This window comes from Neobacillus drentensis (assembly GCF_036962125.1).
Taxonomy (GTDB): domain Bacteria; phylum Bacillota; class Bacilli; order Bacillales; family Cytobacillaceae; genus Neobacillus; species Neobacillus drentensis_B.
The window spans coordinates 44324-58002 of sequence record NZ_JBALOA010000012.1 but is presented as its reverse complement, the minus strand read 5'-3'; the positions used below and the strand labels follow the sequence as shown (position 1 = coordinate 58002).

10 protein-coding genes are annotated in these 13679 nt (G+C 38.2%); all 10 read right to left on the bottom strand.

All coding sequences use genetic code 11. From position 1 onward, the window contains the following. Positions 1-183: hypothetical protein (locus tag V7121_RS11155; protein ID WP_335546575.1), on the bottom strand; the 183-nt coding region annotated here is incomplete at its 3' end. 329 nt (positions 184-512) lie between these two features. Continuing rightward, positions 513-1838, bottom strand: a complete 1326-nt coding sequence (locus V7121_RS11150) for an ABC transporter substrate-binding protein (protein WP_335494351.1) — start codon at positions 1836-1838, stop codon at positions 513-515. A 26-nt stretch (positions 1839-1864) separates the two neighbouring features. Next, on the bottom strand, positions 1865-3448 hold the full coding sequence (locus V7121_RS11145; RefSeq protein ID WP_335546573.1) for a response regulator transcription factor: 1584 nt from the start codon (positions 3446-3448) through the stop codon (positions 1865-1867). Beyond that, complete coding sequence (locus tag V7121_RS11140) at positions 3423-5210, bottom strand: sensor histidine kinase (RefSeq protein WP_335494355.1); 1788 nt, start codon at positions 5208-5210, stop codon at positions 3423-3425. Before V7121_RS11140 ends, V7121_RS11145 begins: the two co-directional genes overlap by 26 nt. A 227-nt stretch (positions 5211-5437) precedes the next feature. Continuing rightward, a complete protein-coding gene (locus V7121_RS11135; protein WP_335494357.1) occupies positions 5438-7105 on the bottom strand; it encodes a glycoside hydrolase family 13 protein in 1668 nt (555 codons plus the stop codon). Positions 7106-7159: 54 nt separating this feature from the next. Further along, positions 7160-8182, bottom strand: a complete 1023-nt coding sequence (locus tag V7121_RS11130; protein WP_335494359.1) for a LacI family DNA-binding transcriptional regulator — start codon at positions 8180-8182, stop codon at positions 7160-7162. A gap of 54 nt (positions 8183-8236) precedes the next feature. After that, positions 8237-9052 carry a carbohydrate ABC transporter permease gene (locus V7121_RS11125; RefSeq protein WP_335494361.1) on the bottom strand — a complete coding sequence of 272 codons (816 nt, stop codon included), beginning with the start codon at positions 9050-9052 and terminating at the stop codon, positions 8237-8239. Further along, positions 9052-9912 carry a carbohydrate ABC transporter permease gene (locus tag V7121_RS11120; protein ID WP_335494454.1) on the bottom strand — a complete coding sequence of 287 codons (861 nt, stop codon included), beginning with the start codon at positions 9910-9912 and terminating at the stop codon, positions 9052-9054. The genes V7121_RS11125 and V7121_RS11120 overlap by 1 nt, the downstream gene beginning before the upstream one ends. Positions 9913-10095: 183 nt before the next feature. Then, a complete protein-coding gene (locus V7121_RS11115; protein ID WP_335494363.1) occupies positions 10096-11406 on the bottom strand; it encodes an ABC transporter substrate-binding protein in 1311 nt (436 codons plus the stop codon). Between the two features lie 489 nt (positions 11407-11895). After that, a complete protein-coding gene (locus tag V7121_RS11110; RefSeq protein WP_335494365.1) occupies positions 11896-13566 on the bottom strand; it encodes a glycoside hydrolase family 13 protein in 1671 nt (556 codons plus the stop codon). Between the last annotated feature and the right edge of the window lie 113 nt (positions 13567-13679).

Here is a 13679-nt window from a genome sequence, read left to right as displayed (position 1 = left end):
TTGCCAGTTCCCTTGTGTGGTTTTGTCCATCGGCTTCCTCCCGATAGACATTTTCTTGTTTCCTTGTGTGGTTTTGTCCATCGTAACCTTTGCGATAGACATTTTCTTGTTTCCTTGTGCAGTTTTGTCCATCGGAGCCCTCCCGATGGACGTTTTGCCTGTTCCCTTGGGCCGTTTGTCCATCAGCTTCCTCCCGATAGACATTTTACCTGTTCCCTTGGGCCCTCTTGTCCATCGTACCCCTCCCGATAGACATTTTACCTGTTCCCTTGCCCCGTTTTGTCTATCGTACCCCTTCCGCTAGACATTTTGCCTGTTCTCTTGGGCAGTTTCGTCCATCACACCCTTCCCGTTAGACGTTTTACCAGGTACTTGGCCCCGCTTTGTCCATCGGATCCCAAAAACCACCTGAACCACTAAGGTTACCTTATAATAAAAAAACATCTCCTCTAGTACATTAACTAGAAGAGATGTCTCTGTAAAAATTACCAATATTACCCATGGACCTAGATTTATTTGATTTCCTTCAGACCTGTATTGATTTTTTCAACTGCTTCTGTAGCAGCAACCTTTACATCTTTTCCGCCGATTCCAACATCCTCAAATAATCTTCTAATGGCATCACTGACAACAGGATAAGCAGGAGTAACCGGGCGGTTCTTTGAATACTTTTGGCTTTGCTGTACAAATATGTTTTTAGGATATTCGTTCAACTCCGGGAAGTCTTTTGCGACAGAGTATCTGGCCGGTATATCACCTGTAATGGTGACATACTTTTTCACACCTTGATAACCGGTGACATATTTGATAAACTTCCATGCCTCCTGTGGGTGTTTTGACTTTGATGTGATGCCAAGCGCCCATCCGCCATTGGGTACAAACTGATACTTCCCCTTTGGCAAGGGAGTTACCCCAAAATCTTCTCCCAACTGGAATTCAGGATGATTTTTTTCCAAGTCGGCCAGTGTCCAAGAGCCAAGCACAGTCATTGCCAGCTTCCCATCTTCAAAGGCACCACCAGGTATTTCTATGGAAGCAACGCCATATTTATGATACAAGTCCTGGTAAAATCGTAGAGCAGCTAACGCTTCTTTTGAATCTAAAAACCCGCTTGCAGTTGTTCCATCAGGACTTATAACCTTAGCCCCAAACTGCCAAAGAAGTGGTGTTTTAAAATAAGCAGGAGCTTCTCCATCGTTAAATCCCTGAGCTGGGTCTATTCCAATAACTCCTTTAGCTGGATTATTTACTTTCTTAGCAATCTCCAATACCTCTTCCCATGTTAACGGGTTATTGGGATCTGTTGGTGGATCGGGGATTCCTGCTGCCTTTAGTAAATGTCGATTGTAATATAAAGCAATACTTGACTCTACAATTGGGGCGAGGTAAATTTGCCCTTTATAACTTAAGCCTTTTAAAGTAGAGTCAGGGATGTCATCGATCTTCCCCTCTTTTCTCATGAAAGGGTCGATCGATAATAACGAGCCCGTATTTGCATACAGACCTAGCGTAGGACTGTCAATGGTCAAAATATCCGGAGGGTTCCCCGCGGCAAGTTCCGTTCGTAGCCTGACTTCATAGTCACTATAAGGAATCGACTTCATATTCACCAAAATATTAGGGTTAGCTGCTTCAAAAGAAGCAACTAATTCTTCATATGCTTTATTTTCTGCCACGTTCCCGCCGTTTCTCCAGAAAGTCAACTGGATTCGTTCGGGATCCTTTACTATTTCCCCTTTCTCTTTTTGACCATTGCTTGAGAATATATCAAAAAAGGAGAACGCATACACTAAAATCCCCACAAGTATCACTGCAAAAATAGTGAACCATTTCTTCATCTACATTCCCTTTCTTTCCTGAAAACTTAGGAATCTATGGCATTACGGAATTCAACCGGTGTTTGCCCCACATGTTTTTTAAAAACTGTACTAAAATACCCAGAGTTAGAAAAGCCAACTAAATTTGCTACATCAATGATTTTAAGCTGCTTATCTCTCAAAAATTGCTGGGCTTTATCTATTCGTATTTTCACCAGATAATCACTGAAATTTTGACCAACATAATTCTTAAAGGTTTCTGATAAATGAGCACTATTGATGTGAAATAGTTCCGATAATAAGGTCAATGAAATTTCACTTGCATAATGCTGGTCCAGATAATTCCGAACACTATCCACGATTAACTTTCCATTTGAAAAGCGGGCCAAACGCACCTTTTCAATTATTAAGTAGGCTAATTGAAGGAGGTTTTCAAGCACTTTATTCTGCGAATTAAGCTCCCAAATACTTTGTTGACAATTCCAAATCGTTTTTTGAATATCTTTTGTTTCAATATCATATTTTTTGGCAAGTGACCCTAACAGAAATAACACTCGATTGGCAGCAAACGAAAACGATAAAATCGATTGGTTTCCATCCTCTTGTAATAAGGATTGAATATTTTCTCTAAACGCCTCGAAGCTGTTATTTTCAATCGCATTGGTTAACTTTCTCTCAAAATCAGGTGAAAATTCAAACGCTTCCTCTTTCGTAATCGCTGCATCAATCACCTGCGATCGTGAGCCTATCTGACTTTGACTCCAAGCAAGCAAACTGGAAATGTAACCTGTCTTAAAGTTTGCTAGACCGGTGACCACATTCCCAATTCCAATCACCGTTTCTAAATTCAACAACCTTTTCACATTTTGTTGTAAACTTTCAACTAAATTAGAAGGATTATTTATATCAATTCGTATTAAAAAATGAACCATATTAGCATAGCTTGGGTCGTAAAAGGAATAAGTTCCTACATGCTCTTTAGAGATTTCCTTACATAGCATTTGAAAAGGAAGCCAGAGTTCTTTTAATCGATTAGGATTTCCAAAACTCTCTCGAATTTCCACAGTAACAAATTGAACTACTGTGTTCTCATTGACAAGTTCCTCAAGTTGAAGTTGGCGAAGTCTCTCGATGACTAAATTAAACTCCAGCCATTCCTCTTTCACCAAGTAAAGCAAGTATTGTTCCTGTACTTCTTGCAGTTGAGAAAGAACAAGCTGACGCATCTGCGCCGTTTCAACCTGTTTTTTCCTCTCTGTCTCTATTTCTTTACGGATTTTTTGTAAGGCTTCCACTAGTTCATCCGGGGCAACCGGTTTTAATAGATAGTCTTTAACCCCTTCCTTCATGGAGCCACGGACCAATTCAAAATCGGAATAACCCGATAATACGATCACTTTTACGTTTGGAAATTCCTGCTGACAGCGTTTAGCCAATTCAAGGCCATCCATAATTGGCATTCTCATATCTGTAAGGACTAAATCAATATCCATTTTCCCAAGCAGTTCGAGTGCTTCTTTCCCATTGGAAGCCTCGCCAGCGATTTGAAACCCTTCCTCTTCCCAATCCACTTTCATCCGCAAGCCTTTACGAATTTGAATCTCATCATCCGCTATGATGACCTTCATCATGTATATCACCTCGGTCAAAATTAATACACAATGTAATCCTCGTGCCTATATCTTTTTCAGATTCAATCTTATACGAGAAATCTTGACCGTAGTAAAGCTTTAAGCGGCCAAGCACATTCTTTAGCCCAATACTGTTTCCTTTGCTTTCTAAGACACTAATTGCTCCATCTTCATTCATTAAATCTGATATCATTTTTTCGGACATACCAATCCCTTTGTCTTCTAAAATGATCCATACTTGATTGTTAATTTTTTCGGTTTTTATAAAAATATCAGCTGTAGTTTTTTCTATAAAACTATATTTAACGGCATTTTCAACAAGCGGTTGGAGAATGAATTTAATAATAGGAAGATTTTTTGTCTCTGGATCCTCTACAATATCAATAGTTATTGCATCCTCATATCTCACCTTTAAAATATCCGTATAACTGCGGATATAGCTGATCTCCTCCCCCAATCTCACGACATCATTTTGTGTATTCAAGGAGTACCTCATCATCCGTCCTAAGTAGATGCTTACATTCATGACTTCTTTATTTTTTCCTTGTACGGCTAAACCGCCAATAATTTCAAGCGTATTATTTAAAAAGTGAGGATTGATTTGCAGTAATAGAGCTTTGTATTCCGCATCTTTTCTACGAATGTTCGCTTCATATTCCGTTTCAACTAAATTCTTCAATTGGTCGACAGTATGGTCGAACACTTTTACCACGTAACCAACTTCATCGTTAGACGATTTAATCGTTGGCATAAAGCGTTTGGCACCTGAAAAATCCCCACGTTCGATAAATTTCATTGCTTTTGCTAGTTTTCCTAACGGGCTAACGATATTGGATGAAAGCACGAAAGAAGCCACAATGGTTAATAAAAAAACAAGGGCACTGATTAAAAGCAGGTTGCGCTGCAGAATATTTACTTTAGAGAATAAGTCAGACTTGGTCACTTCACTGACTAGAATCCAATCACCTACTGCTAACTTTTGAAAAAACACGAAGTATTTTTCACCTTGATAATCAGTTTCTAATAAACCCTTATTCTTCTGACTGGTTTTTATTTTAGTTAAACTATTTTTCAATACCGATTTAGGGGTATCAATTTCACCTTCTAACACATTTGCCCCCTGTTGATCTAATAAATAGGCATGTCCATTTTTACCAATTGAGATTTTTCCTAAGGCTGTTTCCAGCAATGTTGATGGGAAATTAACCTTGATAAATCCATAGGAAACTACCGTATTCAAATCAACAAGAGGTAACATAAAACTATTACTAGTTCCTTGTGCCGGCATATATGGATCAATATGCGATTTAACAAATCGCTGTTCATTTATAGTAAACTCTTGGAACCAATCTAGGTCGTGTAAGTTTGGATTATTGCCCCATGCTCCTTCACCATTATTCAAAACCACGGAGATAGACATCCCATTTGAATTGTTCACCATCATTGAAGATAGGAGCATTTTCAATTGATTCTTCTGTAACAGGCTCTGTTCTCGTGGTATCTCTTCATCCTTTTTTTCCAACCTTAACCATTGCTGTGTGGTTTGATTGACCAAGACCTGTTTACCTAAATCCTCCGCCTGGGTTGTAATCGAGTCAGTATACAGCGAGTACTGATCCATCGCTTCTATGGTTAATTCCTGCGTTTGGTTTTCAATAATAGATGTAAACCATCGTGGGATAATAATCGATAAAATGATTAAGGGAATCGTTAACAAACACGTAAAAATAATAAATAAACGATTACGTAAGGAAAAAAACATAGTATCCCCCCAGACAAAAGAAAACCCTTACAATCTTTTTCTTAATCAATAGTTTTGACTATTATTATTTATTCAATTTAACATATCGCCTATCAACTTACCACGGGATATTCCATTTATTCAAGGTGTAAAAAAAAGAGCAGAAAACCGGATTCGGCTCTGCTCATTTCTGCATTAAATAGGATTTACGATATTCATTCTCGTTAATGCCCATTATGAATATTCGTTTACTTCATTCGATAAACTCTTGCCTCATAAGGCTTTAAGGTTATGTTTTGTAGTGGTTCATGTTTTGAAATCTGATAATTATTCAGGAGCAGATGACAATCTTCAAGTGAAACACCTTCCAGCACGGCTGGTTGAGTGGAAAGGTTCGTCAAGACAAGGAACTTTTCCTCGTTTAACGTTCTTGTGTAGGCATAAATTTGCGAATTATCCTCTAACAGCAAGTCATACGTACCGTAGGTGAAAATCTCATTCGCCTTCTTCAAGGCAATCAATTTCTTATAGTAATTCAAAACAGAATTAGCATCTTTTTGTTGGGCAGCTACATTGATTTCTTTAAAATTCGGATTGACCTTTAACCATGGACTTCCTGTACTGAAACCAGCATTCGCCTCGTTTGACCATTGCATCGGAGTCCGGGAATTATCACGGCCTGAAGCCCAAATAATTTCCATAATTTCCTCGTGAGGAATACCTTCTGCTCGCTTTAAGTGATACATATTTTTTGCGGAAACATCATCATAATCTTCAATTGAGTCAAATTGAACATTTGTCATTCCTATTTCCTGACCTTGATAAATAAACGGCGTACCTTGCATGAGAAAGTACATGGTTGCAAACGCGGTAGCACTTTCACGCCAATATTCCTGATCATTTCCCCATGTGGAAATAACACGAGGCTGATCGTGGTTCTCAATGAATAGCGCATTCCATCCTTTGCCTTCCAAGCCTTTTTGCCATCGGGATAAGACGTCCTTCAGTTCAATGATATCGAGCTCTTTTTTTGCCTCTGCATCCCAAAGGGCGAGATGTTCAAATTGAAAGACCATATTGAACTTACCAGATTCTTCACCCACCCATTGCTCCACATCTTTCACATCATCAACTGTGACTCCGTTTGCTTCACCAACGGTCATAATGTCATATTTAGCAAACGTCTCTTCCTTTAATTCCTTTAGAAACGGATGAATCCCATCGACATTCATCATTTTTTCAAAACAATCCACATAAGGAAGCCCCTCAGGATTGGGCATATCCTTTAAGCCCGCTTCTTTTTTAATGTGGCTGATGGCATCGACGCGGAAACCGTCAATCCCCTTATCAAGCCACCAGTTAACCATTTCGTAAAGTGCCTTGCGTACCTCTTCATTCTCCCAATTGAGGTCTGGCTGCTTCTCGGAAAAAATATGCATGAAATATTGATCCGTTTGCTTGTCATATTTCCATGCAGAACCGCCGAAGATACTTTCCCAGTTATTCGGTTCTTTTCCATCTCTTCCGTCACGCCAAATATACCAATCCCGCTTCGGATTGTTTTTTGAGGAACGGGACTCGATAAACCATGGATGTTCATCACTGGTATGATTGATTACTAAGTCAAGGATAAGCTTCATGCCACGACGATGTGTTTCATCTAAAAGTAGATTAAAATCAGCCATCGTCCCGAAATCTGCCATGATTTCTTGGTAGTTACTGATATCATAACCATTATCGTCATTAGGTGATTGATACATCGGGCTAACCCAGATGACATCAATCCCTAATTCCTTTAAATAATCTAATTTTGAGAGGATACCCTTGATATCCCCAATGCCGTCTCCATTTGAATCCATAAAGCTTCGAGGATAAATCTGATAGGCAACTGCTTCTTTCCACCATAATTTATTCATATAAAATCCTCACTGACTATTTTTATGTTTATTACTTCACATTCAAACCAAAGCTTATTTCCTTACGGCACATGATTCTCGTTCAATCAGCTTTGTTGGAATCGTGATACGTTTTGGCAGCGTCTCAGGATTTTCAACCTTTTCGATTAAACATTGTGCGGCAACATGGCCTAATTGGAAGGTACCAATATCGACAGAGGTTAATGGAGGCTTTGAATGCTCCGATAATGAAAGGTTATTGAAACTTACGATTGAAATATCATCAGGTACTTTAATGTTAAACTTCTCTAAATGACTAATGATTTCATATGCCATTAAATCATCCTGCGTGACAAATGCAGTTGGAGGAACATCCAGACCCATAAGCGAACTAATTGCTTCTCTCCCTTTTTCATTAACCAATTTTTCATGGACAAAGTAGTCACCCTTCACAGGGAGTCCTGCTTCAGTTAGTGCCGCTTTATATCCCGCAATTCGATCATTGGTTACGACAAAGTCCGGATTAATACCAACATATGCTATATTTTTATGCCCTTGCTCTATTAAATAATTGGTTACTTGTTTGGTAATGCAAATATTATCATTATCCACGAACGTAATTCTCTCTTCATTTATGCTTGGACGCCCTACAACCGTAAAAGGAAATCCAATTTCTTCAAGGTAGTTCATGGTCCGATCATTTACCCTTGAGTATAACAGGATAATTCCATCCACACGTCTGCCCATTACCATTGAAAGCACTTCTTCGTGGATTTCTTCCTCGCTTGAACCCGTTGAAAGATAGATGCCGTACTTATTTTCATGTGCATTCATGCTGATTCCTCTTAATACTTCAGGGAAGAAGGGGTTTCGAAAGGCATGGTAGGCCGAATTTGGCATAATAACTCCAATGGTATGAGTACTTTTAGCAACCAAGCTGCGTGCTTGTAAATTAGGATAATATCCTAATTTTTCCATTACTTCTTTTACACGTCTCTTGGTTTGTTCACTGATCCTTGGATTATTTGCAATCACCCTTGAAACCGTCGAAGGTGCCACATTTGCTTCCCTTGCCACATCCTTAATTGTAACCACCATTACTTCCCCCTTACCAAAAATACCCTTTTATATCATTATATAAAAAATTGTTTCTTATTTAACAGCACCTTCAGAAATTCCTTTGATAATTTCCCGCTGTGCAAAAAAGTAGGCAACGATAACGGGAATAATCGCAATCGTTAATCCTGCAAGTGCTAAGTGCCATTGCTTTGTATACTCACCAAAGAAGAAAAACATTTTCAATGGAATTGTCTCCATTCCTTCTTGATTGATAACGAGGGATGGAAGTAAGTAGTCATTCCAAATCCAAATTGTATTTAGAATTGCAACCGTTACAGTAATCGGCTTTAACATTGGGAAAATAATGTACCAAAAGATCTGAAAACGATTGGCTCCATCGATGGTCGCTGCTTCATCCAATGACTTTGGAATTCCGCTTAAGGTGCCATGGTATAAGAAGATTGAAAGACTTGCACCAAACCCTAAGTACATTAAGATAATTCCGACACGATTTAATAACTCAACTTTCCCAAAAATCGTAACAAGCGGGATCATAACCGACTGAAATGGAATCAGCATGGCCGCTACAAACATAAAGAAAACAATCGTACTCATTTTGCTCTTATTTCTTGATAAGGCATAGGCAGCCATGGATGAAAACACAATGATAATGGCTACACTCACAACAGTAATAAGAACGGAATTCATGAAAGTTTTTAAAAAATTAAGTTCATTAAATGCTTCGATATAATTATCGAAACTAAAAGCTTCAGGCAGCTTTAATGTATCGGTAAAGATTTCTCGTTTTGATTTAAAGGAGTTAACGATCATTAAGTAAAAAGGAGAAAGCCATAACAGGCCTAATAGTATACCCAAAATCTCGAGCGGTAATTTATATTTGCGCCCCATTACATTTCAACCTCCCTTTTCTTATTGATATACACTTGTGTTAATGAAATGACAGCGACAATGAGAAAGAAAATAACTGCTTTTGCTTGGGCATAAGCCATTTCACTCTCACCAAAGGCTGTTTTAAAGATTTCCATCGCGACCATTTGTGTGGAATTGTAAGGTCCACCAGCTGTCAACGATAAGTTTTGGTCATAAAGCTTAAATGTATTCGATAAAGTTAAAAACATACTGACAGTAAACGCAGGTGCAACAAGTGGAAATACGATAAAGCGCAGACGCTGAAGTGGGCTTGCACCATCAATTTCAGCCGCTTCAATAAGCTCTGTAGGTACTCCTTCTAAGTAAGCAATGTAAATGACCATAATATATCCAGCCATTTGCCAACTCATCAGAATGACCAAACCCCAAAAACCGGTTTGTGTTGTCGATAGCCATCCTTCCAAACTTTCGATTCCAAACAGATTGCCAATTCCAGCAAATACTTTGATAAAAATAAACTGCCATATAAAACCTAAAATGAGACCACCAATTAGGTTTGGCATGAAAAAGATCGTTCGTAAAAACTTACTAGTTTTAATTTTAGACGTAACAATAAGTGCTAAAGCTAGCCCAAAGAAATTAATAAGAATAATCGAGACAACTGAGAATTTCACGGTGAACCATAATGAATCTAGAAACTCCTGATCCTTAAAAACATTTAGATAATTTTCGAAGCCGATAAAGCTGCCCACTTCAATTCCATTCCAGTCTGTGAATGAATAATAGACTCCAAAAAGTAACGGAATGATAACAACCATGGACAAGGCTAAAAGAACCGGAGCTAAAAATAACCAATAGGATAAATCCCTTGTACGCATCATGGAAAAAACCTCCAATGGATTAGTATTTATACTTGTTAAAGAGAGAAAAGGGGCTGATTGATAAGATAAACAAAATCTTCAACGAAAGTAAACTTTATAAACCAGCCGCTTGCCTCTCTGGTAATTTAGAATGGGCCCCGCTTTTATCAAGTAGGACCCATTATCTAAGTTCATAAGGGATTATTTATTTCTTGCTTTTTCCCAAGCTGCTTGTGTATTTTTCACAACATCTTCCCATTTAGCTTCTTTGCTCAGATATTTTTGAATCTGAACACCTAGCTCGTTTTGTCCCCAGCCAGTTGGGTAACCCATGAAGGTCCAGCCAATTGTTTTACCATCTTGAGCATATTGATAAATTTCTTTTGATAGTGGATCACTTATTTTTGATGCATCAAAACCATCATAAGCAGGGATAAATTTAAAGTCGTTAAGGACAATTTCTTTACCCTCGTCAGAAGTATATAACCAGTCTAAGAAACTCTTTGCTTCAGCGATCGTATTTTTGTCTTTATTGCTGTTTACGCCCCAATACATTGGAATACCAACAGGAATCGCATCTTCTTTATAACCTTCTACAGGGATTGGTAAGAAACCAATGCTGTTAGCAGCAAACTCTTCATCGATACCAGCGATCGAACCATATGCCCAGTTACCTTGTTGAATCATTGCTACTTTTTGAAGTGAGAATAATTCTTCTACTTGTTGAGCGTAATCAAGGCTTACCGTCGGTTGTACAGAATAATCGTTTTGGAGGTCTAAGACCTTCTTAAACGCATCACCATATTTGAAATCAACTTTCTTTGCATTGAAAGCATTTAGGACGTTGTTATCAAATTCAGGTGCAAGGAATGCATTGGATAAGTGTAAACCAGTTACCCAAGTTTCTTTACCTGGAAGAGCAAATACTGCTTTAAGACCAAGATCTTTCTTCTTTGAATCCAGTGTTTTAACAGCCTTTTCAAGGTCTGCAAAGCTCTTAATTGTTGTTGGGTCAATTCCAGCTTTTTCGAATACCTTTTTGTTATAGATTAGGCCGTAACCTTCTTGATTGTACGGTAATCCTAATACTTTTCCGTCTTTTGTTACTCCATCAAGAGTACCTTTTAAAGCAACTTCAGACGCTTTTGTATCAGAAAGGTCGGTTAATTTCTTTTGCCAATCTTCAACGTCTTGTGGACCACCGATGTTATAAATGGCCGGCTCTTTTCCAGAAGCAAATTTAGACTTTAGTGCTGCACCGTAATCTTCACCGCCACCAACTGTAGTGATATTAATTTTTACACCTTTGTGTGATGCTTCATACTTTTTCGCTGCATCTTCGAATTGCTTTTTAAATTCAACTTTAAATTGGAACACATCAAGCGTTACATTACCGCCTTTTGACTCTTCCTTAGCACCACCGTCTTTATCGGTGTTATTACAACCTGTTAAAAGAAGACTGAGTGAAAGAAGTCCTGCTCCAATTCCAGAAAATAACTTTTTCTTGTTCATGATTTACCCCCTGTTTAATATTTTTGTGAATGTAAAACTGTGCACCATCGAGAACATAGATGTCTTTATTTTGTGCCATTGTGAATAGGTCATTCTAAGCTTTTTTAACCATAATAGAAGTGGTAAGGAAATTTTATTTTCGTGCAATCGTTTGCACTAAAGAGTAAATAAAAACCTAATCTATCATGATGTTTAAGCATTAGAATATACTTCGAAATGGTGATATTACTAGTTTTCAACGAAAACGTTTGCACAAAATAGCAGAAAAACTGTAAAAAAACGTTATTACTCCATACAAATCTAACTTACTTTACAGTTAATATCTACTAATACCCCCCATAATTTTTATGTGTCGTTAGCGAAAACGTTTGCACTAATCGATAGATTCATAGTAGCACTTTTAAAATAAATGTGCAATCATATTTTGGAATTAATTTTATAATAAGTAGGAAGCATCAGAACATTCTGATGCTTCCTGGCAGATATATGTTATTTTTGTAGCACCATCGCCTCGAATGGACGTAGTTTATTTACTTCTCTACCTCCGTAGTTAGAAAGGAGTAATTGGTATTCTGGCATTCTTGCAACGAGCACTTCATCATCAATGATTAACTCGTCTTCATCAAAGTTACACAACACGAGAAGGCTTTCATTCTTCCACTTTCGTTCATAAGCAAATAAAGTCGGATGGTCTTTCAACAGCAATTGAAAATCACCTTCTACGATAATATCCATCTCTTTTCGAAGCGAAATCAACTTTTGATAAAAATAAAAAATTGACTGTGGATCTTCTAAGGAACTTTTCACATTGATTTCTTTGTACCTTGGATTTGCCTTGATCCATGGTATTCCCGAGGTAAAGCCTCCATGTTCGGTTTTATCCCATTGAACTGGTGTTCTTGCATTATCTCTGCCTTTTGCATAAATCGAAGTCATGATTTCCTCATGAGTATAACCTAAGGATTTTCGTTCCTGGTACATATTAAGCGTCTCGATATCACGGTAATCTGCTAAGGAATCAAACTTCACATTGGTCATGCCGATTTCTTCCCCTTGATAAATATATGGGGTGCCCTGCATGAAGTGAAGGCAGACCGCTAGCATTTTCGCAGATTCCACTCGGTACTCTTGGTCATCGCCAAAGCGGGATACAACCCTTGGCTGATCGTGGTTATTCCAGTACAAGCTGTTCCAACCTTTTTTATGTAAGGCTACTTGCCACTTAGCAAGGTTTTCCTTCAAATCAACGAGATTAAGCTTCTTTAAATTCCACTTGCCACCTGGAGCACTATCCAAATCCATATGTTCAAATGTAAAAATCATATTAACTTCGTTTCGATCAGAATTCGTATAGAGAATGGCATCCTCTGGAGTTGCTCCAGGCATTTCTCCGACTGTCATAATAGGATAATCAGCTAACACTTTCCGGTTCATTTCCTTTAAAAATTGATGGATTTTGGGTCCATTCATATAAAATGGGCTGCCATCCCCATATAATTGTCCCTCTTCCTGCGCACCGTCCGGTAGTCCTGTCTGTTTTGAAATCATATTGATGACGTCCATCCGAAAGCCATCGATTCCTTTATCAAGCCAATATTTCATCATCCGGTAAACTTCCTCACGCAACGTTGGGTTTTCCCAGTTAAGGTCAGGCTGCTTTTTAGCAAATAAGTGTAAGTAATATTCGTTTGTCGTTTCATCATAATCCCAGGCAGGACCACTGAAAAATGAACCCCAATTGTTAGGTTCTTTTCCGTTAGAACCTTCACGCCAAATATAATAATCACGATAAGGATTGTCTTTCGATTTCTTTGATTGGATAAACCACTCATGTTCATCTGAGGTGTGGTTAACGACGAGGTCCATGACTAATCTCATGCCCCGTTTATGTAGTTCATCAAGCAACTGATCGAAATCAGCCATTGTTCCAAACTCTTCCATAATTTTTTGATAATCGCGAATATCATATCCGTTATCATCATTGGGTGAATCATAGACTGGGCTTAACCAAACCACATCCACACCAAGTAAATTTAAATAATCAAGTTTTTGAATAATCCCTTGGATATCGCCGATTCCATCTCCATTAGAATCAAAAAAACTCCGGGGATAAATTTGATAAACAACACTTTTCTTCCACCACTGATCATTCGTTTTCACTTGAATCCCTCCAAACTATAAACAAACACACTATACCACAAAATTTATGGACACAACGATTAAAGGCACTAAAATAGAACAAAAGGCGCAAGCACCCGTTTAGCGGCGTATGG